Origin of the sequence: Marinobacter sp. CA1 (genome assembly GCF_020546665.1) — a bacterium.
Classification (GTDB): Bacteria; Pseudomonadota; Gammaproteobacteria; order Pseudomonadales; family Oleiphilaceae; genus Marinobacter; species Marinobacter xestospongiae.
Window position 1 is genome coordinate 4,421,564 of the sequence record NZ_CP071785.1, and the last position, 24,947, is coordinate 4,446,510.

Genomic DNA, 24,947 nt, shown 5'->3' on the forward strand with positions numbered 1-24,947 from the left:
ACGGTCAGCGTGGGTATACCCTGTTTCCCGTACGAGAACGCAAAAGTGCTACAACAACGGCCACGTTTTCGTGGATGTTACGGCAACCGCAGGTTGCTGACGCCGGCTTTGCTCCAGCAGAGGGTATTGTCGGTGTCACAGGTGTGGGTGATATAGCCGTCAAAATCGTAACGGTAGTAGAGCGTATCACCAACCACCTGAATGCCGTTGATCCTGGAGTTTCTCGGCTTGTCCAGCCGCATCAGCGGCAGCACATCGCCGGCGTCATTGACCTCGTAGATCACCCCGTAACCGTAGGTCATCTGACTGTTGGAGTCCGCCTGGCTAAAACCGGATACACCGGCCATCAGCAGGCGGCCGCTGTCAGTCAGTACGGTGTCGAAGAGCATGTCCTCATCATGCACATGGAACAGTTGCGAGTGGAGGGTCTCGCCGGTGGAGCTGTCAATCCGCGCCAGGTAACTGTCCCATTCACTGCTGCCCCCCGCCGCGCCGGCCTTGCCATAGCGGGTGCCGCCGGTCAGCACCAGCTCGTCCCCGCGCCACAACACGCTGGTCAGCGCCTCATCATGGCCCTTCAGACCGGCAATGAAGGTGCGCAACTTGACACCATCCGGGCTGAGCACAGAGATGCCCACATCGGAGCCAGGGTTCGGGTCCGCCAGTGGCTGGCCGAAATGGGCCTGGTACAACCGGGCATTATCGTCACGGGGCTCGGTACCCTGGAACAGTTCAAACGCCACCGCAACGGCGCCATCGTCACGGACGTCCATTTGGCTGACATTGGTCAGGTCGCCGAACCAGAGATCGCGATTAGCCGGCATGATTTGCTGGTCCCAGGCCACGGTCAGATCGGAATTGAACCTGTACACCTTGATGCCATAGGTATGGGCCACCAGGTAAGGCACGCCGTCGTGGACCTGCAGACGGGCGAGAGTATTCACGCCAATCTGGGGCCGGTTGTTATGGCTCAGACTCTCCTCCACCCGGCGGCTCGGCGTCTCAGCGTTACGCTCATAGAAGTAGTAATACAGCTCCTGCTCGTTTGGCTGGTCTTCCAGCCAACGTTGCTGCAGGGTATTGCCGGCACCGTCAAGCTGGGTGAATCGCAGCTCAAACCAGCCCTCTGCAGGACCCGGTCCGTCATACGCGCTGGGCACGGCTTCCAGCAGCAGCACCCGGCTGCCATCCTGTACCGCCATATCCACGACGATGACGCCGTCCTGCGGTTGATAGCGGAACGTCTGCTGGCCGTCGATGTGGCAGCTCATGCTCTGTTGCCAGCCCGGTTGCCAGGCGCGGCCCATCGGGAGCGGATTGTCCACATCAGTTCCCCGTTGCACCTGACACCAGAGCCCTTCTGCACTCACCGCCAGATCGGTCACCTGGACCTGGTATGGCTCCGTCAGCTCAAAGTTCACCCGCACATCCGACGCCGGCGGCGCCACCGCGATATCCAGCAAGTCACCATTGCCCGGTGGCAGCGGCACATCCCCGGACAACGCCGGTGGCGGGTCCGTCGGCTTGTCATCGGGGTCGGAATCACTGCCAGAACCACAGGCACTGAGCATGCCCGCCATCAACAGGGCGGCAACCAGCCGTTTGCTTTCCAAAATCGTACTCCTGGATCAAGGGTCAATCAGAGGGTTTTAACGCGCCTTCCCGAAAGAGTCTATAAAACATCAAGATAACGACAGAGTCGGGACAAATCACTGGCTCTTGGGGCGGTGTCGGTCGCCAGCGTCAGCAGCCTCTGACCGTCCTGCGGGGTGATTCGGGATTTACCAGAAGCTGATCGAGAACAGCCCATCATTCTTATAGACGAGTCACCAGGCCAACAAGTGACAGATGTCATGCCGCAATTGCAGGGGCAGGCTCAGGACGCCGTGACGGTGACCCAATAATCAGTGATCGACTGCACCGACACCGGTAGCACCTGGGCCAGCGCCTGCAGGATGGCATCGGTGTCGTCGAGCGGAAAGACGCCGGACACCACCAGATCGGCCACCGCCGGGTCGCATCGCAGTCGCCCCGGGCGGTAGCGATCCAGGTTGCGGATAAAGTCCCCCAGACGCTGCTGCTCCGCCACCAGCCGCCCCCGGCTCCAGGCGGCTTCGGTCGCTGCCACTGGTGCCGGCACACTGACCGCCCGGCGCTGGAAGTCTGCCTGCTGGCCGGCTTCCAGGCGCATCGCCGTGCCCCAGCGCGGGGCCAGGTTGACGGCGCCGTCAAACACCTGCACCCGAGTGCCGGCACCGTCTCCGGGCAGGCGCCGCACGCTGAACCGGGTACCTACCGGTCGCACCACACCGGCGTAAGTGCCAACACTGAACGGACGCGGGGTTGGCGACGGGTCCATCGCGGTGGTGACGAGGATTTCACCGCGATACAGCCGCAGGTGACGACGGGATGGCGTGTAAAACAGGTCCAGGGCGGTGTCGGTATTCAGCGTCAGTGCGGTACCGTCAGGGAGCGTCATCGTGCGTCGCTCGCCGGTGCCCGTGCGGTAATCGGCGGTGGCCATACGCCAGACCCGGGTTCGGGTCGCGCCATAACCCAACAGCCCGGCGCCGCCAAAGGCCGTCAGACCCAGCAGCAGTTTGCGCCGGCCCAGCTCGGCGGAGGGTGCCCGCAACACCCGCCCCGCCAACTGCTCCGGCACCGTCTCAAACGCCTGACTGACCTGCTGTACGCGTTGCCAGGCCTGCCGCTGGGCCGGACCGGTCGCGAGCCAGCGTTCAAAGTCGGCCTGCTCTTCGACCGACACCTCACCCGACCAGAGAATCACCTGCCATTCCAGTGCCTGGGACCGCAACTCCGATTCCGGCAATCGCTGCGTTCCCTCACTCCGGCGCGACTTCCAGCTCATGGCGCCTCAGTCGCCGCCAGGCATGCCTGCATGGCAACCAGCATGTCCTTGCGGACCGTCGCCACCGACATGCCAAGGTGCTCGGCGATGGCGCTGTAGGTCAGGCCATCGAATCGCGACAGTAAAAAGGTCTCACGGACCCGGGGCTTGAGCGAAGCCAGCATCCGGTCGATCCGCACCAGGGTGTCCAGCACCAGCGACGACTCCTCGGGCGACGGCGCCACCGCCATCGGTTGATGGGACAGTGCTTCCAGGTAGGCCTGTTCGATACGCTGGCGGCGATGGCGGTCCACCACCAGGCCCTTGGCAATCTGCATCAGATGGGGCCTGGCCTGGGCCTGGTCGGGTACGCGGCCGCTGGTCAGCACCCGCAGGTAGGTGTCCTGGGCCAGATCCGCCGCCCGATGGGAGCAACCCAGCCGTCGCCGCAGCCAGCCATACAGCCAGCCGTGATGGTCCTGATACAACGAATGAAGCTGCTGTTGTGCGAAATCCGCGCCTGACACGACAAGCCCTGAAGACAATGAGAGGAAACGGCATGGCTATTAATGAAAACGATTCGCATTCTATAGTTTTGTGACTGCGAAAAGCAATCCATACCGCACCGCTCCCCGCTTGCAGGCAGGGACGGTGAACACAACAGGGAAGGCAAAACGAGGAGGCTCGCCAGACTAAAGGTTGCCGGCGAGCACGGGGAAGGTGCTGATCAGGCACCTACCGCCAGGAAGGCCTCGACCAGTTTGTCGATGCGACTTTCACTCAGGCCAGCGACGTTCACACGACCACCACCCACAACGTAGACGCCATGGTCCTGGCGCAGGCGGGCAATCTGCTCGTTGCTGAGACCGGTGACGGAGAACATGCCGCGGTGACTGGCAAAGTAGTCAAAGCGGTCGCTGTCACTGGCGTCCCGGAATGCCGTGACCAGCTGCTGACGCAGACGCACGATGCGTTGCTGCATGCCATCCAGCTCATCCCGCCACTGTTGGGTCAGGCTGTCGTCGTTGAGCACCCGGGCAACGATGGCGGCGCCGTGATCCGGTGGCATAGTGTAGGTCGCCCGCGCAATCCGCTGCATGTGGCCCTTGGCACGTTGGGCATGGGCCAGACTCTCGCCGATCACAATCGCAGCACCGGTGCGCTCACGGTAGAGCCCGAAGTTCTTCGAGCAGGAGGTGGCAATCAACAGCTCCGGCAGCCTTTCTGCCAGGTGCCGCAAACCACGGGCATCGCCCTCCAGACCGTCACCAAAGCCCTGGTAGGCCAGATCCACAAACGGCAGGAAGCCCTGACGCTCGGCCATGTCGGCGATAGCCTGCCAGCTTTCCCAGGAAATGTCGGCACCGGTCGGGTTGTGACAGCAGCCGTGCAACAGCAGCACGTCTTCCGGCCCCAGCTCTGCCACCTGGGCCAGCATCGCGGCCTCATCCACCCGCTTGCTGTCCGGATCGAAGTAGGGGTACTCGCGCACCTCCAGTCCGCAGGCTTCCATCACCGGCTGGTGGTTAACGTAGCTGGGCCGGCTGATCCACACCCTGGCACCGGGGCGGGCGTAGGCAATCAGCTCACCGAGCATGCGCAAAGCGCCGCTGGCGCCGGGGGTCTGGATGGTGGCGGCACGATCCAGGGCCGGGGTACCGGACAACAGCAGCGAGGTCAGTGCCTGGTTGAACACCTCATTGCCGGCGAGGCCGACGTAGCTCTTGCTGTCCTGTTCCTCGGCGATACGCAACGCCGCCTCCCGCACGGCAGCCATAACCGGCGTCGCACCAGCGGCGTTGCGATAGACCCCGATGCCGAGGTCCAGTTTGTCGTCCCGGGGGTCGTCCCGGTAGGCCACGGTCAGCGAGAGAATCGGATCTTCTGCCGGGGGATCGAGCTGCTCAAACACTGCGGTATCTCCTTCTAGCCAGTCAGGACTTGCCCAAACCCCCAAGAATACTCCGGTCCTGCCCTCCAATTCGAGTGTTTTACTCAAGCACCGCGCCGGGCTGGCGCTCGCCTGACCGAGATTGCTCAATACGCAACCGGTTGAGGCGTACCACCGCGCAACAACCCAACGCCAGCAGCCAGGCCAGCGCCCCGGCCACCACGGGTGCCCACAAGGCTGTGCTCACCCCGGCCTGATCCACCACCCAGCCCGCCACAGCCGCACCGCCTGCAACACCAACGCCCAGGCCAGTGATCAACCAGGTCAGTCCCTCGGTTAACTGGGCCGGGGACACCAGGGTTTCCACCAGGCGCATGGCGACAATCATGGTCGGCGCGAAGAAGCCACCACACAGGAACAGCACCGCCGCCAACGCCACGGTATGATCGACCCACAGCAACGGCAGGGCCGTCACCGCGGTTGCGAACGCACACCAGGCCAGCAGTCGGGGAAGCGGCCAGGCGGGGTTCAGCGCACCAAAGGCCAGACCAGCCAGGCACGAGCCCACGGCATACACTGACAGCACCACACTGGCCGCCGCTGGCTGGCCCTGGGCATCGGCAAACGCCACACTGATGACGTCGATTGCCCCCACAATGCCCCCCAGTGCCACCAGTGTCATCACCAGCGCCCGCACCGACGCCAACCCCATCGCCGACGGCTGAGCATCAGCACTGGTACCATGGGCCGGCGGCTCGGTCGCCCGCTGGCGGACCAGCGCCACCACCCCGGCCGCCAGCATCAACACCGCCAGCAGCGGCCCCGCCTCCGGAAACAGCGCCACGCTGGCACCCACCGCCAGGGGCGGTCCCACGATGAAGCTCACTTCGTCCAGTACCGACTCCAGGGAATAGGCCGTGGCCAGCTTGGGGGTGCCGCGATAGAGCTCGGTCCAGCGTGCCCGCACCATCGCCGGCATGCTCGGCATGAACCCCGCCAGTACCGCCAGCGGAAACAGCGTCCAGTCCGGTGCCTGGAAATGGCTGGCCAGCAACAGTGCCAGCATCGCCACCACACTCAATGCGGTCACCGGCGGCAACACCCGGCCCTGGCCGTAACGATCCACCCAGCGGGACACCTGCGGCGCCGCCAGCGCCATGGTCACGGTAAAAGTGGCTGCCACGGCACCGGCCAGCCAGTAAGAGCCCCGCTGTTGCGACAGCATGGTGATCAGGCCGATACCGGCCATCGACAGGGGCATGCGGGCAACCAGGCCGGCACTGGCAAACGCCAGGGTGCCTGGGTGCTGAAACAGGGCGCGATAGGGATTCGCCATAACGTCTCCAGTCATTTGGAAGAAACCTTTGGAATGGCCTCCCGGCACCATGGCCGGCTCATGGCAATCTAGGAACGGCCGTTGTCGCCCACTCACATACGGGGCGTATGTGAAGCTAATTGACATACGTAGCGTATGTCAATTATAAAATTGCTCCAGCCGTTTCATCCAAAGGACAACCCCATGGCTCCAAAACCGCGAGCGGAAATGATTGAAGAAACCCGTGCCAAGCTGCTGGCTACTGGCCGTCAGCACTTTGGTACTGCCGGTTTCGCGGCCACGGTTATGGACGATCTCACCGCCCGGGCGGGATTGACCCGGGGCGCGCTCTATCATCATTTCGGCGACAAAACCGGGCTGTTCTTTGCTGTGGTACAAGACGTGGATCGGGAGATGGAACGGCGACTGGCTGACGTCTCCGCCCGGGCTTCGACACCCTGGCAGGCGTTTACGGGGCGCTGTCGGGCCTACCTGGCGATGGCTCTGGAGCCGGAGATCCAACGCATCGTGCTTCGTGACGCACCGTCGGTGCTGGATGAGGCCCGACTGGAGGCCATTCGCCAGCCCTGTGTCACGGCCGTTGCCGGACTGCTGCAAGGACTGATGGATAAGGCCGTGATAGCACCGGCACCGGCGGCACCGCTGGCACGGCTGATCAACGGCGGCTTGATGGACTCGGCGCTGTGGATCGCCCGCAGCAGCGATTCGGACCAGGCCCTGGCGGAGGCCCTGGCCGGACTGGAGGTATTGCTGGCCGGGTTACGGCTCCCGGGCCAGTGACGCTGGATTGATGTCTGGCTCTTCATGACGCAGCAACTGGTTGGCCAACTCCAGGGCACTGTGGCATTCCCCGGTTTCGGTACAGTGCTCCAGTTGCGTCTGCCAGTAGGCGCAGGCTGAACGGCGGCGACAATCGGTTGCCCTCACCAGCCAGTCGATCCCCTGCTCGGTACGCTTGACCGGTGCAAACAGATACTGCTGCCCCTGGTAGGCCAGCACCGCCACCCGATAGTCGCTGCCTTGTCCCACCGTCGACGGGTAGTCAAGCAGGTTCACCAGGCTGAGAGGGGTACCACGGGGAATCACCGCCACCACATTGCGGTCTCGGGCGGGATAACCGCCGAAACGGCCACGCTGGGACAACGGCAGCAGGCGCTGTGTCGCGCCATCGCCGGCGAGGACCACACCCAGGGCCGCGTGGTCGCCGGCGACCGCCAGCAGGGTTTCCGGAGTCACGAAGGTGGCGTCATAAGCCGGCGGCAGGTCGGCGTGCAACGACGCCGGGGAAGGGGCATCCGGGGTGCTCTGGCATCCGGCCAGCACCAGCAGACACAGCAGCGACAGAATTCGGTACATGAAGGGGTTAACCTGTCAGTCAGTCCATTGAGCGAGCCATGATCCCATGGCTGACAGAATGGTCAAGCCGGCAACCGCAAAATTGGCGATCAGTCCCGGCCATTCCCGCTGCTGCACCTGGCTATAACCACGCCCCACTGACGGCGGCTCAGTCCGGCCTGGCCAGCCAGGACGCCAGCTTGGCCCGGCTGCGCTCGGACACCGGTGTTGCCAGCAGTGCTTCCATCCGCGCCGGGTCACGGGGTTTGTTGACCCACAATGTGAACATCTCCGCCACCGTGACCGACGGTGTCGCAACCGGCTCGAACTGCACGTCTGCACCTGCCTCCAGGCGGCCGCCTTGCAGTACCCGGGCATAGACTCCGGGTCGGGCGGCATCGATGAAGCGGGCAACGAACTGCGGGTCGGCCATCCGGGCACCAAAGGTGGCACAGGGAATGCGCGGAGCCGACAGTTCCAGCACCACATCGGCAATCCGCAACCGGTCACCAATACGCAGAGGCTGCTCGGGAAAGGCGGACAGGGTCAGGTTCTCACCGAATATCCCCGGCGCCAACTCACGCTGCAACTGCGCCGACCACCAATCGTAGTCCTCACGGCTGTAGAGGTAGACCGCCTGGTCGACGCCACCGTGATGACGACCATCAACGATCACATCCCCGGCGACACCCTCAATGCCAACCTCAACCGGCCCCGATACCGGGCGTTTATGGATGCCGGTTTGCTGCACCCGTTTGCCGATGGCGATGGGCTCACTGGCACCGACGTTGATGGATTCCAGCCGTATTGCTCTGGTCATTGCCTTTCTCCCTGACGGTTTGTTTCTCCCGCCAGCCCCAGGGCCTGGCGAAGGTTGTCCCGGGCGCGAGTCTCCCAGCTCTGGTACAACGCCGGCGTCTGATACAGCCGCGTGCGTTCCAGAAAGCCGGCAAGCACCTGGCGACGTTTGCGTCGATACAGCCAGCCCGGCACCCAACGGTACTCCTGGCGGACCTGGAGTTCGTACTCGGCGAATCGCGCCGGCTCCGCTGCCAGAATGGCCAGGTCGATATCCACCAGCAGGGCCCGGTCGGGATCGCCGGATGTCGTGGTGCTGCCTTCGTCGGCACCGTGGCAGGTCGCCATCACCAGCGCCACCACCCGATCAACCCGGGACTCAGCGATACCGGCTTCCGCCAACGCCTGCCGGGCCCACTCGGCGCTGCGGGCCTCATTGTCGCCAGAGCGCACCTGATAAACCGCGTCGTGAAACCACAATGCCATCTCCACCTCGGCAGGTTGCTGGCAATGGTGTCGCTGGTGCTCGAACGTCAGCAGGCATTCGCTCAGGTGCTGCAAGGTGTGGTAGTGGCGCTGGGGCTCCTGCCAGGCCGTTAACAGCTGCTGGCAAAGGGCATCACCGGTACCGCTTTGAGTGGGCGACAGGCCCGTCCAAGCGCGCTGCCAGGAGCGTTGGAGCAGGGCATCCCGGTGTGAGGAGGAATCAGAATCGGGGAGTGGGCACATGGGGGTCTCACTGGCCAGATCACGGACGGGCATCAGTTTGCGCCGCCCCCGGGGCTGATGCAAGCCATTGACCTTAAAGGCGGTTAGCCATCACACAGAAAGGCGCTCGGCAGCGGCTGTAACAATCCCGCGACAGCGGTGTCCAAGAGCAACCATCCTGTCTGCATGAGGACATCGCAATGAACGCCATCTGGCAACGCACCATCATGATTCTACTGCTGACCACCGTGGCATCGCTGGCCCGGGCGGGGGAAGACCCCGTCTACACCGGACTGCTGTCCAACACCGGCGCCGGCGGCTTCGATGTCGTTGGCTACTTCGAGCAGGGCCAGGCGCTGAAAGGCTCAGCGGACTTCCAGAGTGAGTATCAGGGCGCCCAGTGGCGCTTCGCCAGCGCCGATCACCAGGCCAGGTTCGAAGCCAACCCGGAACGCTACGCCCCCGCCTACGGCGGCTATTGTGCCTGGGCGGTCAGCCAGGGCTACCTGGCGAAAGGCGATCCGCAGCACTGGAGCATTGTCGACGGCCGGCTGTACCTGAACTACAACCAGGACATCCAGGATCGCTGGCTGGCGGATACCACGGGCTTTATCCGTCAGGCCAATGCTCACTGGCCGCAAGTACTGGAATGACTCAAGTCACCTCGGTCGCGGCCGCCAGCGTTACCCGGTCGCGACCGTGGCGCTTGGAATCGTACAGGGCATCGTCAGCACGGCGGATCAGCGCCTCCGGGTCGCTGTCCTGATCCGACTGAATCGCCACCCCGAAACTGCCACTGATAGCCACCGTCTGGCCATCAGCCAGCTGGACGGATAATGCCGCCATGGTCTGACGCAGGCGTTCCGCCGCCTCACCCGCCTGTTCACGATCACAGTTGGGCAGGATCACCACAAACTCCTCACCACCGTAACGACACACCACATCCACCTGCCGAACCGCATCGTGCAAGGCTTCGGAGACCGCCTTCAGGACCCGGTCGCCGTTCTGGTGACCGTAGGTGTCGTTGAATTTCTTGAAGTGGTCGATGTCACACAACACCAGGGCCAATGGCTGGCCAAAGCGCTCCGCCCGCAGACACTCCTGGGCCAGCATCCGATCGAAATGGCGGCGATTGTGGAGCCCGGTCAGGCTGTCGGTGATGGCGGCAGTCTCCAGCTCCCGCTGTTGCAACAGGATCTTGCTGCGCATGGTGTTGAAGGTGTCCGCCACGCCCGCCAGCTCATAGGGAATGCGGACCTCTATGCGATGGTCCGGGTCGCCATCGGCAAACTTCATGGCACCGTCAGACAGCCGGTTCATACTGTCGATCAGTGATCGGTTGATGATCCACAACCCCAGCACCCCGAACACCACGGACAGCAACAGTGCCGCCAGGGCGAGCTGATCGAATTGCGTGATGGCGACCAGGGCCCGGCGGTGGCTGGCCTCGTTGGCCAGCCGGACATCCTCGAACAGCTTGCCCAGGTCGTGACCGAGACGATCGATATCGTCCTCGAACGCCAGCACCGGCTGACGCCGGCTGGTGTCCATCATTCGTGGTGGCAGCCCCAGCACCTGCTCAGCATCCCCGGTCACGGCCCGCCAGTCCGCCAGTGCCTGGCGCACATCCTGCTCCAGCAGCGGCTGCCGGGCTACCGCCTGCTCCAGCCGGACAAAGGCCTGGTCAATAAGGTCACGGTGTTCAACATAACTGTCCGCATACCCACGCTGACCGGTGGCGGCATAATCCACCACCGCCCGGGATACATCCCAGAGATTGATTTCGATCTGGTTCAACGGCTGCAGCACCTGACTCTGCTCTTCGGTCACCGCCACCAGCGGTTGCACTATTTCACTGTGAAAACGCAGGTAGCCCAGCACCGCCAGCAGACACACCGGCGCGATGGTCATCACCAGGCCGCTGGCCAACCAGAACTTGAGGGACCGCTGCTGCCAGAAGGATTTGATGCGGCTCATGAGGGGCTCCATCAGCTCATGTTCAGGGAAACGCCCTCAAGGTATAGCCGAAACCGACGTCGTCGACCATACCTGAGGGCGTGTGACTGGAGCCTTGTCTGTGCTATAGCCAGGTCAGCACTGCTGCCAGGCCAACACTACTACCAGGTCAGCACTACTAAGAGGTCAGCACTACAGCGAAGTCAGCTTACCCGCCCCCTTGCGGCGCAGTTCCCATTCCTCGCGGGTCTGGGCGGCCTGTTCACCGGGCATGGAATCGACGATGTGGAAGTAGTCGGAGCTGTATTCGTCCTCCATCACCAGTTCCCGCTCCTTGACCTTGACCACGTACACCGTCTGTACGTTCTGGTGATCGAACTCACGCCATTCCTGCTCGTCCTTGAGGAAGCTGTAACGATGCCCCTCCAGTTCTTCAATCACGCTGCTGGTGCGGGTAGTGCCCGCCCGTTCCACCGCCTCCTTGTACTGGTACACGGTGCTGTAGGCCGAGGCCGCTACCGATGAGGGGCGCATTTCATAGCGCTCGGAGAAGGCGTCAACAAACGCCTGGCCACGGGGATAGCCGCGCTCATAGGGCAGGTTCCAGACCCAGGGTGCGGCGCCGATCACGCCCTGCATGATGGTCGGTCCCACTTGACGCACCATGCCCAGGGTCAGACCCGGCACCACCACCTGCATGCGCTCGGTCAGCCCCATCTCATAGGCAATGTTGAGTGCCCGCACCATATCGTCGCCAAACAGCACCAGCATCAGCACGTCAGCATCACTGGCTGCAGCCTGCTCCAGGGCAGCGCGGTAATCGGTGATCCGGGCCCGCGGAAAGGGCGTGTGCACCCCGGGATGCACCTGGGTGTCCGCGGTGTTGGAGAAGTTGCGCATGGACTCCTCGGTGGACCAGCCCCAGGTGTAGTCGGCGGTGATGTAGAAGTAGCGATCGTTGGCATGCTGCCGCTGCAGGTAACGGCTCAGCGCCTTGGCCGACATCCAGGCGTTGTAGGGTTCACGGAACATGTGCCGGTGACCCTCACTGCCGGTGGTGGCGTTGGAGTAGGTCAGGGTACCGAAGTACACCCGGTCACGGTCCCGTGCCACCTTGCCGGAGGCGATCACCACCGAGCTGGAGGCCCCGCCGAACACCATGTCGACACCTTCCTGATCAATCAGCTCCGCGGTGTTTTCAGCGCCCTGTTCGGGTTCACCACGGGTGTTACGGATCACCAGTTCCAGTGGTCGGCCCATCACGCCGCCAGCCTTGTTGATCTCATCCACCGCCAGAAAGGCGCCCAGGCGCTGTTGCAGGCCCTGGTCCTTGTAACGGCCGGTTTGAGGGTAGTTGAGTCCGAGCCGGATCGGTTCGGCGAGCGCTGTCGCGCCGGTGACAAGCCAAATACACGCACAGAGGAGTACGGTCCTGATACTCATGGGTAGGTCTCCTGGGCAGCCTCGCCAGCAACTAAGTCCATCCGCTGCTAACGGTTCGCCTTTTTATTATTTGAATGTTGGACCTTGTAGTCTCCGCACCGAAATGGCGTACAACAACTGTACAAAGGTGACAGTTTGGTTACGAAGTGTGAACGCCCGGCTTGACCAACCTTACCCACTAAATAATAATGATTCTCATTAGCCATTAAGGATGGCGAACCGCCTGGCCAAGTCGCGCCAGTGGCGGGCGCAGGCACAGCAGGAAGACGAACATCATGGACACCAACAGTTACCGGACACTGGAAGCCCGGATTCGCCACGGCAGCGAGCCGGACCACCCACGACTGCTGATCCGCTACCTCAGCCTCAGCTGCGCCCGGGCGGAACGCTGTAACAGCTCGGGTGACAAACGCGCCGCCTACCTGCGGGCCTACCATACCCTGCTGGAAGCCATCTGCGATCCCTGCGTCGCCCGCCATTGGCGCTGCCTGTGCCTGGACCAGATCTGCGTTCCCATCATCGCCCTGAACCGGCTTGCCAGCACCCGGCGCGAGCGTGCCCGCATCCAGCGACTGCGCCACGAACTCTCGGTACTCAGCCACTATTTCCTGGCCTGACCGGCCACCACACCAAGGAGCCACAATGACCCAAACCCGCATTGAACGTGACAGCATGGGCGAGCTGGAGGTACCGGCCAACGCCCTTTACGGCGCCCAGACCCAGCGCGCGGTCAACAATTTTCCGATCAGTGGCCGGGGCATGCCGGAAGCCTTCATCCGTGCACTCATCCTGATCAAGTCCGCCGCGGCCACCAGCAACCGCCAGTTGGAGTGCCTGACCCCGGCGCAGGCCAACGCCATCGTCAGCGTCTGTTCCGACCTGCTGGCCGACGACGGACTGATGACCCACTTTCCGGTGGATATCTTCCAGACCGGCTCCGGCACCAGTTCCAACATGAACGCCAACGAAGTCATCGCCACTCTGGCCAGCGCCAAAGCTGGTGAAACCATTGGCGCCAACGACCATGTCAATTTCGGCCAGAGCAGCAACGACGTGATTCCCAGCGCCATTCACGTCAGTGCCGCCCTGACACTCAACGACCGCCTGCTGCCGGCGCTGCGCCATCTTCAGGATGCCATCGAGACCAAGGCTGATGCCGTCATGCAGTACTGCAAGACCGGTCGCACCCACCTGATGGACGCCATGCCAGTACGCATGGACCAGACCCTGCGCGCCTGGGGTGCCCAGGTGACGCAGAACATCCACCAACTGGAGGCCCTGCAGCCGGCGATCCAGACCCTCGCCCAGGGCGGCACCGCGGTCGGTACCGGCATCAATGCCCACCCTGACTTCGCCCGGGTCTTCAACGGCAACCTCAGCAACCTCACCAATCTGACGTTCACCCCGGCGGTCAATTTCTTCGCCCTGATCGGCTCCCAGGACACCGCCGTGGCCCTGTCCGGCCAGCTCAAGGCCACCGCCACCACGGTGATGAAAATCGCCAATGACCTGCGCTGGATGAACTCCGGACCACTGGCGGGACTTGGCGAAATCGCCCTGGAGGCGTTGCAGCCCGGCTCCTCGATCATGCCCGGCAAGGTCAACCCGGTGATTCCGGAAGCCGCCGCCATGGTTGCCGCCCAGGTCATTGGCAACGACGCCGCCATCACCATTGGCGGCCAGTCCGGCAACTTCGAACTCAACGTGATGCTGCCGATGATCGCCAGCAACCTGCTGGAAAGCATTGAACTGCTGAGCAACAGCAGCCGTCTGCTGGCCGATCGCGCCATCACCACCTTTACCGTCAACGACGACAAACTCACCGAAGCCCTGCACCAGAACCCGATTCTGGTGACCGCACTCAACCCCATCATCGGCTACCTCAAAGCCGCCGAGATCGCCAAGCAGGCCTACCGGGAAAAACGCGCCATCATTGATGTCGCCGAAGAGCAAACCGACCTCTCCCGGGAAGAGCTGAAACGCCTGCTCGATCCGGCAAAACTCACAGAGGGCGGGCTGTAGACTCCGGCAGCCGTAATCGGCAATGCGGCGGTCAGCAATCGGGGTACAGCCGACCGCCGCACCACCAAAACCAAGTATATATACTTAATAGATGCAAATTTAACCAAGGGTTTGCCACTGGTGTTTTTTTGTGCTGTGATGCCCTAAACACCAACCGGAGTCGCCCATGCCCGCCACCCCACACGCCGATGGTTCGCTGACCGCCACCCACTGGGGCACCTACCGTGTCCACACCCAGAATGGTCGGGTCACAGCGCTGACCCCATTCGAGCGCGACCCTGACCCATCCGCGATTGGTCAGGGCATGGCGGATGTGGTGGACGGCCCGCTGCGGATTACCCAACCGATGTTTCGACGTGGCTGGCTGGAGCAGGGAGCGGGTCCTGCCGACGGACGAAGGGGTAGCGAAGACTTCGTCGCGCTTCCCTGGCCCGAAGCCATCGAGCGGGTAGCCGCCGAACTGAACCGGGTTCGTCAGCACCATGGCAACGAAGCGATTTATGGCGGCTCCTACGGTTGGTCCAGCGCTGGCCGGTTCCATCATGCCCAGAGCCAGCTAAAACGCTTCCTCAACACCATCGGCGGCTATACCGCCTCCGTCAACACCTACAGCTACGCGGCTGCGGAAGTCACTCTGCCTCACGTCCTGGGCAGTTTTTACCCCATGGTGAACGGCGCCACCAGCTGGGCCCAGATGCGCAAGCACACCGACCTGTTCGTGGCCATTGGCGGTATCCCACTGAAAAACGGGCAGGTCACCAATGGCGGCGTAGGACAGCATGTCCAGCGACAGGACCTGCTGGATGCGGTGGCAGATGGGGTCCGTCTCATCAACATCAGCCCGATTCGCTCGGACGTCATGGCCGAGGCAGGGGCCGACTGGCTGCCGCTCAGACCAGGCAGCGATGTCGCGCTGTTGTTGGCCATCGCCCATACCCTGGAAAGCGAGGGCCTGACCAACCAGCAGTTCATTGCCAGCCATACGGTCGGGTTTGAGCGCTTCCGTGACTACGTGCTCGGACACAGCGATGGTCAGGCCAAAGATGCCGATTGGGCCGCAACACTCTGCCAGCTCGACCCCGATGATATCCGCCAGCTGGCAAGACGGATGGCCCGGGAACGCACCATGATCTCCGTGAGCTGGTCACTAACCCGGCAGGATTACGGTGAGCAGCCCTACTGGGCCGCCATCGCCGTCGCCGCCATGCTGGGCCAGATCGGCACCGAGGGTGGTGGTATCGGCTTCGGCTACTGCGCCATGAACGCCATCGGCGCCAACTATCAGGGCATTCCGGGCGCGGCCTTGCCCCAGGGTAACAACCCGGTGAAACAGTTCATCCCGGTCGCCCGGATTGCCGACATGCTGCTGAATCCCGGTGAACGCTTCGACTACAACGGCCAGTCCGGACACTACCCGGAGATAAAACTGGTGTACTGGGCTGGCGGCAACCCTTTCCACCACCACCAGGACCTGGATCGGCTGCGACAGGCCTGGCAACGGCCAGACACCGTCATCGTCCATGACTGGTGCTGGAATGCCCATGCCCGCCATGCCGACATTATTTTGCCCGCGGCCACCCATCTGGAGCGGAACGACATCGCTTCGTCCAGCCGTGACCCGTTCCTGGTGTACATGACCCAGGCCATTGACCCGGTTGGGGAAAGCCGCACCGACTACGCCATTTTCAGCGCCCTGGCCAAGGCTCTGGGGGTGGAGGAGGCATTTACCGACGGACTGGATGAAAGCCAATGGCTGGCCCGACTGTACGACGAGACCCGGGACAAGGCGGCGGTGCAGGGCATTGAACTGCCGGACTTCGAACAATTCCGCCAGCAGGGCTGGTTCGAGGCCGAGCCCCCGCGGCAACCGCAGGTCCTGATGCAGGCGTTTCGCCGGGACCCGGAAACCCATCCCCTGGGCACTCCCAGCGGAAAAATCGAACTGTTCTCGGCAACCGTGGCCGGTTTCGGCTACGACGACTGCCCCGGCTATCCCTGCTGGATACCGCCACGGGAATGGCTCGGCGGCGCCACCGCGGCAACGCCCCTGCACCTGATCTCCAACCAGCCAAGGACCAAGCTGCACTCACAGCTGGACCATGGCCAACACAGTCGCAGCGCCAAGCTCAATGGCCGCGAACCGGTCATGCTGCATCCCGACGATGCCGCCGCTCGCGGCATTCGCCACGGCGATCTGGTTCGGGTCTTTAACCACCGGGGCGGGTGCCTGGCGTCGGCCATTGTCAGTGATGATGTTCGTCCGCAGGTCGTGCAACTCAGTACCGGCGCCTGGTATGACCCGCCGTCGTCACCGGCCAGTGGCCTGTCATGCCTGCACGGCAATCCCAACGTACTGACCCGGGATCAGGGCACCTCCCGGCTGGCACAGGGCCCCAGCGCCATGTCCTGTCTGGTGGAGGTCGAACGTTACCTCGAACCGGCAGCGCCGGTAACGGTCTTCACACCGCCAACCATCGACCACCGCAAAGGCACAGCCGACTAATGCCTGATCTGCCGAGGGCCGGATCCTGTCCGCATCGACACGCCGGGTTGCAATTCCCCCTGGCGCCGCTTTAATAGGCAGTCAGATCACCACCGGCCCAGATTCCCCATGCGACAGACCTTCGAACTTACCCTCAGCGAGACTCAAACCGCTGCCGATGCCCTGGCAGCCCACACCGGGCTGTCCAAGGGACGCATCAAGGACGCCATGACCAAGGGCGCCTGCTGGTGGACCTGGAAAGGCAAGACCCTGCGATTGCGACGGGCCACCAAGACTCTGTACCCCGGAATCCGGCTGGCGCTGTATTACGATGACACCGTGCTGGCACGCACCCCGCCGGAAGCGTCCTGTGTGCAGGATGGCAAGCGCTACAGCCTGTGGTACAAACCCCACGGATTGCTGGCCCAGGGTTCCCAGTGGGGAGACCATTGCAGTCTGTTGCGCTGGGTGGAACAGCGAACCGGCCGTGAGGTATTTCTGGTCCACCGGCTCGATGCCGATGCCGCCGGCCTGATGCTGGTGGCCCATGACGGCAAGGCCGCCGGTGCGCTGTCCCAGCTGTTCCAGGGTCGGGATATCCGCAAGGTCTATCAGGCCTGGGTCTGTGGTGACCTGCAGGCCAGCGACCGGGTGCTGGACGAGCCCATCGACGGCAAGGCCGCGATCAGCCGCGTCACCACCCTGGCGTATGATCCGCAGCGGGACAGCACCCTGGTGGAAGTGGTGATCGAAACCGGCCGCAAACACCAGATCCGGCGTCACCTGGCGGGCATTGGCCACGCCATCGTCGGCGACCGGCTCTACGGTGACGGCAAGGGCGAGACCCTGCAGCTGCTGGCCCTGGCGTTGAGTTTTCAGTGCCCGCTGAGCCGCAAGGCCATCGAGGTGTCACTGCCTGAGGCGTTGTGGCTGGAGGGTGCGGCTAATCAGGCATCAAACAGCTGATAGCCGCTCTTGCCGTGCTTTTTGATCTGGTACATCGCCTGATCGGCTTTTTCCAGGAGTTGCGCCAGCGCCTCACCGTGGGTGGGGTACAGGCTGATGCCAATGCTGGCACCGATGTTGTAGTGCTGGCCGCCTACCTGGATGTCGTCTTTCAGCCGTGCCAGTAACTTGGCAGCAATGTCGTGGACGTGAGCGGCATCATTCAGCTGGGTGGCAATCACCACGAACTCATCGCCCCCCAGGCGGGCGCAGATGTCGGTACTGCGGGTGTGCTCCCGTAACCGTTGCGCCACGATCTTGAGCACCTCATCGCCGATGCAGTGACCGGCACGATCATTGATCGGCTTGAAGTTGTCCAGATCTATGTAGATCAGTGCCACCGACTGGTGGGGCCGGGTGGCCAGCAGCAGAGCGTCTTCGAACAACTTGGTCATGTAACGTTGGTTGTTGAGCCCGGTCAGCGGGTCGAGGTAAGCCAGCTCCAGTGCCCGGGACTCCGCATCCAGCAAACGCTGCTGAAACAGCAACAGCAATGCGCCAATCAACGACAGGTACAACAGCACCGAGAACACCATGCCCGTCACAAAACCCGCAGCCTGGGTCTCAGGTTCAAACCGTAACGACGGATAACTCAGCCAGTACACAGAGAAAACCGCGGCCACCAACGCGGTGAAAACCAGCATGCCTTTAGGCACCCGATGACGGTAGCGATAGGCCAGAACGGCCAACAGCCCCAGTGCACTGCTGTTGAACAGCACCACCCCCCAAGCCACCGTCGTAACCGCCAGGTCGAACCCCACACCGGCCACCAGCCAGACCAGGGCCAGCAAGGCGACACCACGGCAGTACCTTTCAAGGGAGTCGAGCGCAAGCAACCGGATCAAGCCGGTTACCAGGAACAGCTTTTCCAGCACCACAAAGGCGATGTAGACGGCTTCGGCGATGCGCTCTTCCGCCCCCCAATCAGGCAACAGCAGGCTGAGTCTCGCCGACAACAGGCATAGCATTGCCAGTGCCCACCAGATGGCTACCGAATGGGTACGGGGAAAACGGTTCAACCAGAAGAACAGCACCAGAAACACGGCGTAGATCGAGGAGCCAACAAGGTGTACCACATCGATGGGCGCCATAGACAAACGGCCTGGGCTGGAAGCGGATGTTTCCCCCAGTATAGCTCGGCTACGCCGGGCTGCCGGTCAGCCTGGCTGGGTGACGAACGCCACCAGTGCCTCGTGAGCCTGTTTGGTACCGTTGATGGCCATATCGGTATGCGACGGGTCCCGGTAAGCCGGACCGGTTTCAGTCTGGACCATTTCAGTCCAGCCATCCCCCAGGTCCCGGAATTCCAGCACGATCTCGGCGTCGGCGCCATCGAAGCGGCCTTGGGGGCCCCAGGACTCCCAGCTCTGGACAATGCGCTGGCCGGGCACCAGTTCTTTGAACTCGCCCCGGGCGGACAGCTCACCGTCCGGAGTGGGCCAGCGATAGACGTAAGCGCCGCCTGGGCGGGCATCGATTTCAACACTGGCAGCCAGCCATCGCGCCAGCGACGGTCCGTCTGTCCAGGCCTTGAAAACCGCGTCCGGGGACGCCTGGATGCGTGTCGTTACCGAAAAACCCTGGTCTTCCACAGTAGCAGTACTCATGGGTCGCGCTCCTTTCGACGTTCAGGCTTTGCCTGATCGTGGCATCCCACCAGATATTATTCAACCAAAAGGTTGACAGTTGCAGGAGTTCGGCAGATATTAAACCACATGGTTAACTATAGCGATGATGCCCTCAACCAACTGTTCCATGCCCTGGCGGACCCAACCCGGCGGGCGATGCTGCAGGCACTGGCCCACCACCCCCAACCGGTCGGGGCCCTGGCCGCCCCGTTCGAGATTTCCCTGGCGGCCGCCTCCAAGCACATTCGGGTTCTGGAGCGGGCCGGTTTGCTAACCCGGCAGGTACAGGGACGAAGCCACATCTGCCAGCTCAACGCCGCGCCCATGCATGGCGGTATGGAGTGGATACGCCATTACGAACAGTTCTGGCACCACCAGCTGGACACCCTGGAGCATTTGCTGGAAGCGGAGGATGCCGCCAAAGCCGATCCAGAAAGCCGTCGGGATGCTCCATCCACGTGAGGACCACTGTGAGGAGAAAACACCATGACCCAACCCTATGGCGAACTCAGCAACCCCGACACCCTGACCATTGAACGACTGCTGCCTGGCCCGGTCGAGCGGGTCTGGCAATATCTGACCGATCCGGAACTGCGACGGCAATGGCTGGCGGCCGGCCCGATGACACTGGAACCGGACGGTGAGGTGGAGTTGCGATTCCACAACAGCCAGCTGTCCGGCGCTGAGGACACCCCCCCAGCCAAATACGCCCAGTACGATGACGAACACATCCAGCGGGGCACCATTCTGGCCTGTGAACCTCACCGACTATTGCGCTTCACCTGGCCCATGGGCGATGAGATGACGGAAGTCAGTTTCGAGCTGAGCCCGCAGGGCGAGAAGGTCAAACTGGTCATCCGCCACAGCCGTCTGCACCAGGGCGACCACCTGCTCTCGGTCGCCAGTGGCTGGCACACCCATCTGGCCTTTCTGCTGGCCAGGCTGGAGCAACAGCAGCCACCGGCATTCTGGGCCACCATCGCTGAGACCGAAGCAGAATATGCCCGGCGATTTGGGCTGAAGCGGAACTCAGCCTGAGTGGGTTCGGGTTCCGGCCTGGTACGGTCGACCCAGAGTTCTGTTGATTATAGCCAGTACACCAGCTTAATCCCGGTTCCGAAGGTACGGCCGTCCTGTAGTTCAAGGCCTGAAACTTCGAACCGGGCATCCAGACGCGGCTGCAATTCAAGCGTGCGTTTCTAGCGAAGGAGCCGTCAATCACTCGCTATAGAACGCTATTCTTCCGGCTATTACAACGCACATCACCACCAGCCAAAGCCGACTGGCGCCAAACCAGGGCCGCCCCCACCCACAACGCCAGCTCCAGGCCAAACGACCAGTGCAGCACAAAGTTGAGCCACCAGGGCGAATAGCGCGCGTCGACGGTGAACAGGGCAACGGGCTGGTCAACGAAAGGGGCCAGCCACCAGATATCCCCGACCACACTGTCCAGCAGCAGGTGCAGGCAACCACCGCAGACGAACAGAAAGCCCGCCGTAACGACCGGCCCGGTATACCCGAAGCGCCGCAGCAACAGTATTGGCAACAACAGACTGAACCAGAGCGCGGGGTAGTGGGTGAGGTAGGTGTGATGGTGGACACGACCGGAGTCCACCAGCCAGAAATAGAGCATGTCCAGATCCGGCGCCATCGCGCCGGCCATCGCCGATCCCAGTCGCAGCCCCGGACGCAGGTTCCGCGCCCAGGGCCAGCGTGTGGCCTGAGTTCCCAGCAGGTAGCCCGAGGGCAGGTGGGCCGTCAACATCGCTCGTTCCTCCATTGTTTCGAGACACACTGTTTCGAGACACGAGGCGATTCTGCCGGGGGATTCGGTCAACCAGCGGCCAGCAATGTGATCAATTCTGGCAACCCCACGCTCAGCGCTCGCCGGCGGACGGCTTGGACGCCGCCAGGGCAGCGTCGATGAGGTGACGGCCAATGGCCTCCTCGAACTCGGCCCATACCGGCTGCATGGCCCGGCGCCAGGTGTCCAATTCGGCTTCACTGGGGCGGTAGACTGTCACTTCACGCATCCGCTTCAGGTCCTGGTGGTCGTTGCGGCTTTTGGCGGTGGCCACGCTGTTGCCATAGCGCAGCGCAATGTCCATGGCGTAGCTCAGCATCCGGCGGTCCTCATCCGGCAGGCCCTGCCAGAAGGCATTGTTGGTGATCAGCAGGTAGTCCAGCACGCCGTGGTTGGATTCCATCAGATAGGGCTGATGGTGCTGGAAGTTCTTCGAGTAGATGTTGGACCAGGTGTTCTCCTGCCCCTGGATCATGCCGCTGGCCAGGGCATCGTAGACATCGGCGAACGCCAGCGGCACTGGTTCCGCGCCAATCTGCTCGAACTGGGCCCGCAGCACCGGAGAATCCATAATCCGGAACCGCAGCCCGGCCAGGTCCTGGGGCTCACGGAACGGTCGGTCCGCGGTCAACTGCTTGAGGCCATTGTGCAAATAGCCCAGACCGAGAATGTTGCTGTCCTGCATGCTGGTGAGCAATCCCCGGCCCGCCTCACTCTGCTGAAAACGGTCCACCGCGGCCATATCCGGGAACAGGAACGGCAACGAGAACAGCTTCAGACGGGAGGTGTAGCCGGCAAACTTGGACAGTGACGGCGCTGCGAAATGCACCTCACCGGCAGCCACCGCGTCGATCACTTCGACATCGTTCATCAGGGTCGAGTTGGGGTGCACCACCACCTGGTAGCGACCGCCCAGTTTCTGCTCGACGATGGACTGGAACATGGTCGCCATCTTGCCTTTTGGGGTATCCGGTCCCACCACGTGGGAAAACACCAGTTGCCGCGGGCTCTCGGCCGAGGCCAACAGCGGCAACAATAACAGGGGCACCAAGCCCAAACGGACAATCCACTTCTTCACTTCGGATCTCCTTGCACAGGGAAGTCGGCAGCCGGCATGGGCCACCGTTTTGTTAGGCTGCGATCAAAAAAAACCCGAACCACCGGGCAGTGGTTCGGGTTGTGGGCCGGTACGGCTGGCCGGGATCAGTCGATCTCGGCGCGGGCGTTGGCCAGGATGGTGTTGAGGGTCTTGCTTGCCTGCATGACCTCAGCCACCTGCTCAGCCGGCGCGTGATAGTAACCACCGATGTCCGCCGGGTGGCCCTGGATCACGCTCATTTCCTCGAGGATCTGGTCCTTGTTGGCTTCCAGCTGCTCGGAGAGCTTGGTGAAGAACGCCTTCAGTTCCGCATCTTCATCCTGCTTGCTCATTTCCTCAGCCCAGTAACGGGCCAGGTGGAAGTGGCTGCCACGGTTGTCCAGCTCACCGGTCACGCGGGACGGCGACTGGTTGTTCTCCAGCAGGCGCTCGGTGGCCTTGTCCATGGTCTGGCCAAGGATACGGGCGCGGGCGTTGCTTTCCTTCTCGCCCAGCTCGTCCAGGGACACCGCAATGGCCAGGAACTCACCCAGGGAATCCCAGCGCAGGTGGTTCTCTTCCAGCAGCTGCTGCACGTGCTTCGGTGCAGAGCCGCCGGCGCCGGTCTCGTACAGGCCACCGCCGTTCAGCAGCGGCACAATGGACAGCATCTTGGCGCTGGTGCCCAGTTCCAGGATCGGGAACAGGTCGGTGAGGTAATCACGCAGTACGTTGCCGGTCACGGAAATGGTGTCGAGGCCACGGATCAGCCGCTCCATGGTCCAGCGAATGGCGCGCACCGGGCTCTTGATGAGGATTTCCAGACCATCGGTGTCGTGGTCCTTGAGGTAGGTTTCCACTTTCTTGATCAGCTGGGCGTCGTGGGGACGCTCGTCGTCCAGCCAGAACAGTGCCGGCATGCCGGACGCACGGGAGCGGTTGACCGCCAGCTTGACCCAGTCGCGGATCGGCAGGTCTTTGGTCTGGCAGGCACGCCAGATGTCGCCTTCCTCAACCTTGTGCTCGGTCAGTACCGCGCCATCGGCGTCGACAATGCGGACGACGCCGTCTTCCTGGATTTCAAAGGTCTTGTCGTGAGAGCCGTACTCTTCCGCCTTCTGGGCCATCAGCCCCACGTTCGGTACCGTACCCATGGTGGTCGGATCGAAGGCGCCGTGGGTCTTACAGAAGTTGATCACTTCCTGGTAGATGGTGGCGTAGGTGGACTCCGGCATGACCGCCTTGGTGTCCTTGAGCTTGCCGTCGCGGGCCCACATCTTGCCGGAGTTGCGGATCATCGCCGGCATGGAGGCGTCGACAATCACGTCGCTCGGTACGTGCAGGTTGGTGATGCCTTTGACGGAATCCACCATGGCGATTTCCGGGCGGTGCTCGTAGCACTTGTGCAGGTCTTCCTGGATCTGCTCCTGCTTGGATTCCGGCAGTTGCTTGATCTTCTCGACCACACTGGACAGACCGTTGTTCGGGTTAACACCGATCTCGTCGAACAGATCGCCGTACTTGTCGAACAGCTCCTTGTAGAAAATCTTCACCGCATGACCGAACACGATCGGGTGGGAGATCTTCATCATGGTGGCTTTGACGTGCAGGGAGAACATCACACCGGTGTTTTCACAATCGGCAATCACGTCCTCGAAGAACTGGCACAGCGCTTTCTTGCTCATGAACATGGCATCCAGCACTTCGCCTTCCAGCAACGGCAGGTCGTCTTTCAGGACCGTCTGTTCGCCCTTGCTGTTCTCGAACACAATCTTGGCGTTGGTGGCCTTGTCCAGGGTCAGGGACTGCTCGCTGGAGTAGAAGTCACCACCGCGCATGTGGGCAACGTGGGTACGGGAAGCCGGGCTCCACTCGCCCATGGAATGGGGATACTTGCGGGCAAAGGCTTTCACCGCTGCCGGCGCACGACGGTCCGAGTTGCCCTCACGCAGTACCGGATTCACCGCACTGCCGAGCACCTTGGCGTAACGGGCCTTGGCGTCTTTCTCGTCGTCGTTCTGGGGGTTTTCCAGGTACTCGGGCAGGTCGTAACCCTGGGCCTGGAGCTCCTTGATCGCTGCCCGCAGCTGCGGGATGGAGGCACTGATGTTGGGCAGCTTGATGATGTTGGCGTGCGGGTTCTTGGTGTACTCCCCCAGCTCGGTCAGGGCATCGGGGACCCGCTGCTCGTCGGTCAGTCTATCCGGGAACTGGGCCAGGATGCGGCTCGCCAGGGAAATGTCACTGGTCTCAAATTCAATACCGGCCGGCTTGGCATAGGTTTCCAGGATCGGAAGCAGGGAACGGGTGGCCAGGGCGGGTGCTTCGTCCGTCAGGGTATAGACGATCTTGGATTTTGATTCGGTCATTTTCGTCCTCTAGCTAGTGTGAGAGTTCAGGACGGTCATGGCCAGACCGGAAGTCTTGTGAACCCACGGTCACGGCAAAGACTGATTACGAACTTTTGATGGGCGTACTAAGATACCAGTTTTTCCAGTGGAATGAGTAAGATCTTAGTATAAGAACTTAGATATTGTGGGCAGAACCGGTGACAATCCGGTGAAATGGCGTTTTTTTACGGAAGTTTCGGAAACGGCGGGAATTTTCCAACCC

23 protein-coding genes are annotated in these 24,947 nt (G+C 62.5%); 8 read left to right on the forward strand and 15 right to left on the reverse strand.

Annotated features, from left to right (window positions below):
* Window positions 1-77: 77 nt before the first annotated feature.
* The 5 genes from J2887_RS20225 to J2887_RS20245 all read right to left on the reverse strand — a co-directional run bounded on the left by J2887_RS20225 (window position 78) and on the right by J2887_RS20245 (window position 6,075).
* Window positions 78-1,613 (reverse strand): hypothetical protein, encoded by a 1,536-nt coding sequence (locus J2887_RS20225; RefSeq protein WP_227172924.1) that lies wholly within the window; start codon window positions 1,611-1,613, stop codon window positions 78-80.
* A 263-nt stretch (window positions 1,614-1,876) separates the two neighbouring features.
* Window positions 1,877-2,869: a FecR domain-containing protein gene (locus tag J2887_RS20230; protein WP_227172925.1), complete on the reverse strand. Its 993-nt coding sequence runs from the start codon at window positions 2,867-2,869 to the stop codon at window positions 1,877-1,879.
* Window positions 2,866-3,375: a sigma-70 family RNA polymerase sigma factor gene (locus J2887_RS20235; RefSeq protein WP_227172926.1), complete on the reverse strand. Its 510-nt coding sequence runs from the start codon at window positions 3,373-3,375 to the stop codon at window positions 2,866-2,868. Before J2887_RS20235 ends, J2887_RS20230 begins: the two co-directional genes overlap by 4 nt.
* Before the next feature lie 200 nt (window positions 3,376-3,575).
* Window positions 3,576-4,760, reverse strand: coding sequence for an aromatic amino acid transaminase (locus J2887_RS20240; RefSeq protein ID WP_227172927.1), 1,185 nt, complete (start codon window positions 4,758-4,760; stop codon window positions 3,576-3,578).
* 79 nt (window positions 4,761-4,839) lie between these two features.
* Window positions 4,840-6,075: an MFS transporter gene (locus J2887_RS20245; protein WP_228752890.1), complete on the reverse strand. Its 1,236-nt coding sequence runs from the start codon at window positions 6,073-6,075 to the stop codon at window positions 4,840-4,842.
* A 183-nt stretch (window positions 6,076-6,258) separates the two neighbouring features.
* Between J2887_RS20245 and J2887_RS20250 the strand changes: the two genes are divergently transcribed.
* Window positions 6,259-6,855 carry a TetR/AcrR family transcriptional regulator gene (locus tag J2887_RS20250; protein ID WP_227172929.1) on the forward strand — a complete coding sequence of 199 codons (597 nt, stop codon included), beginning with the start codon at window positions 6,259-6,261 and terminating at the stop codon, window positions 6,853-6,855.
* On the opposite strand, the gene J2887_RS20255 is transcribed toward J2887_RS20250, so the two are convergent.
* The 3 genes from J2887_RS20255 to J2887_RS20265 form a co-directional block, all read right to left on the reverse strand.
* Complete coding sequence (locus J2887_RS20255; protein WP_227172930.1) at window positions 6,835-7,431, reverse strand: hypothetical protein; 597 nt, start codon at window positions 7,429-7,431, stop codon at window positions 6,835-6,837. The genes J2887_RS20250 and J2887_RS20255 overlap by 21 nt on opposite strands.
* A gap of 148 nt (window positions 7,432-7,579) precedes the next feature.
* The gene (locus J2887_RS20260) at window positions 7,580-8,230 is read right to left on the reverse strand and encodes an MOSC domain-containing protein (protein WP_227172931.1); all 651 of its coding nucleotides are present in this window, start codon (window positions 8,228-8,230) and stop codon (window positions 7,580-7,582) included.
* The gene (locus tag J2887_RS20265) at window positions 8,227-8,970 is read right to left on the reverse strand and encodes a hypothetical protein (RefSeq protein ID WP_227172932.1); all 744 of its coding nucleotides are present in this window, start codon (window positions 8,968-8,970) and stop codon (window positions 8,227-8,229) included. Before J2887_RS20265 ends, J2887_RS20260 begins: the two co-directional genes overlap by 4 nt.
* Before the next feature lie 146 nt (window positions 8,971-9,116).
* Between J2887_RS20265 and J2887_RS20270 the strand changes: the two genes are divergently transcribed.
* Entirely contained in the window at window positions 9,117-9,569 is a 453-nt protein-coding gene (locus J2887_RS20270) for a YHS domain-containing (seleno)protein (RefSeq protein ID WP_227172933.1), read from the forward strand.
* A 1-nt stretch (window position 9,570) separates the two neighbouring features.
* On the opposite strand, the gene J2887_RS20275 is transcribed toward J2887_RS20270, so the two are convergent.
* Together J2887_RS20275 and J2887_RS20280 are read right to left on the reverse strand one after the other, a co-directional pair.
* Window positions 9,571-10,893, reverse strand: a complete 1,323-nt coding sequence (locus J2887_RS20275) for a diguanylate cyclase (protein ID WP_227172934.1) — start codon at window positions 10,891-10,893, stop codon at window positions 9,571-9,573.
* Window positions 10,894-11,064: 171 nt separating this feature from the next.
* Complete coding sequence (locus tag J2887_RS20280; RefSeq protein WP_227172935.1) at window positions 11,065-12,315, reverse strand: substrate-binding protein; 1,251 nt, start codon at window positions 12,313-12,315, stop codon at window positions 11,065-11,067.
* A gap of 275 nt (window positions 12,316-12,590) precedes the next feature.
* Between J2887_RS20280 and J2887_RS20285 the strand changes: the two genes are divergently transcribed.
* From J2887_RS20285 to J2887_RS20300, 4 genes are all read left to right on the forward strand, one after another.
* Window positions 12,591-12,932, forward strand: coding sequence for a hypothetical protein (locus J2887_RS20285; protein ID WP_227172936.1), 342 nt, complete (start codon window positions 12,591-12,593; stop codon window positions 12,930-12,932).
* A gap of 25 nt (window positions 12,933-12,957) precedes the next feature.
* Window positions 12,958-14,337, forward strand: a complete 1,380-nt coding sequence (locus tag J2887_RS20290; protein ID WP_227172937.1) for a class II fumarate hydratase — start codon at window positions 12,958-12,960, stop codon at window positions 14,335-14,337.
* Between the two features lie 166 nt (window positions 14,338-14,503).
* The gene (locus J2887_RS20295; RefSeq protein ID WP_227172938.1) at window positions 14,504-16,840 is read left to right on the forward strand and encodes a molybdopterin-dependent oxidoreductase; all 2,337 of its coding nucleotides are present in this window, start codon (window positions 14,504-14,506) and stop codon (window positions 16,838-16,840) included.
* 108 nt (window positions 16,841-16,948) lie between these two features.
* Window positions 16,949-17,785: an RluA family pseudouridine synthase gene (locus tag J2887_RS20300; protein ID WP_227172939.1), complete on the forward strand. Its 837-nt coding sequence runs from the start codon at window positions 16,949-16,951 to the stop codon at window positions 17,783-17,785.
* Here the strand turns inward: J2887_RS20300 and J2887_RS20305 are convergent.
* Both J2887_RS20305 and J2887_RS20310 read right to left on the reverse strand, forming a co-directional pair.
* On the reverse strand, window positions 17,767-18,915 hold the full coding sequence (locus J2887_RS20305) for a GGDEF domain-containing protein (protein ID WP_227172940.1): 1,149 nt from the start codon (window positions 18,913-18,915) through the stop codon (window positions 17,767-17,769). The genes J2887_RS20300 and J2887_RS20305 overlap by 19 nt on opposite strands.
* Window positions 18,916-18,981: 66 nt before the next feature.
* The gene (locus tag J2887_RS20310) at window positions 18,982-19,431 is read right to left on the reverse strand and encodes an SRPBCC family protein (protein ID WP_227172941.1); all 450 of its coding nucleotides are present in this window, start codon (window positions 19,429-19,431) and stop codon (window positions 18,982-18,984) included.
* Window positions 19,432-19,539: 108 nt separating this feature from the next.
* Here J2887_RS20310 and J2887_RS20315 point away from each other — a divergent pair, with 108 nt between their 5' ends.
* Together J2887_RS20315 and J2887_RS20320 are read left to right on the forward strand one after the other, a co-directional pair.
* The gene (locus J2887_RS20315; protein ID WP_227172942.1) at window positions 19,540-19,914 is read left to right on the forward strand and encodes an ArsR/SmtB family transcription factor; all 375 of its coding nucleotides are present in this window, start codon (window positions 19,540-19,542) and stop codon (window positions 19,912-19,914) included.
* Between the two features lie 24 nt (window positions 19,915-19,938).
* A complete protein-coding gene (locus tag J2887_RS20320; RefSeq protein WP_227172943.1) occupies window positions 19,939-20,490 on the forward strand; it encodes an SRPBCC family protein in 552 nt (183 codons plus the stop codon).
* Window positions 20,491-20,677: 187 nt separating this feature from the next.
* On the opposite strand, the gene J2887_RS20325 is transcribed toward J2887_RS20320, so the two are convergent.
* The 3 genes from J2887_RS20325 to J2887_RS20335 form a co-directional block, all read right to left on the reverse strand.
* Window positions 20,678-21,217, reverse strand: a complete 540-nt coding sequence (locus tag J2887_RS20325) for a metal-dependent hydrolase (protein WP_227172944.1) — start codon at window positions 21,215-21,217, stop codon at window positions 20,678-20,680.
* 112 nt (window positions 21,218-21,329) lie between these two features.
* Window positions 21,330-22,334, reverse strand: a complete 1,005-nt coding sequence (locus J2887_RS20330; protein ID WP_227172945.1) for a DctP family TRAP transporter solute-binding subunit — start codon at window positions 22,332-22,334, stop codon at window positions 21,330-21,332.
* A gap of 125 nt (window positions 22,335-22,459) precedes the next feature.
* Window positions 22,460-24,703, reverse strand: coding sequence for an NADP-dependent isocitrate dehydrogenase (locus tag J2887_RS20335; protein ID WP_227172946.1), 2,244 nt, complete (start codon window positions 24,701-24,703; stop codon window positions 22,460-22,462).
* Window positions 24,704-24,947 lie beyond the last annotated feature (244 nt).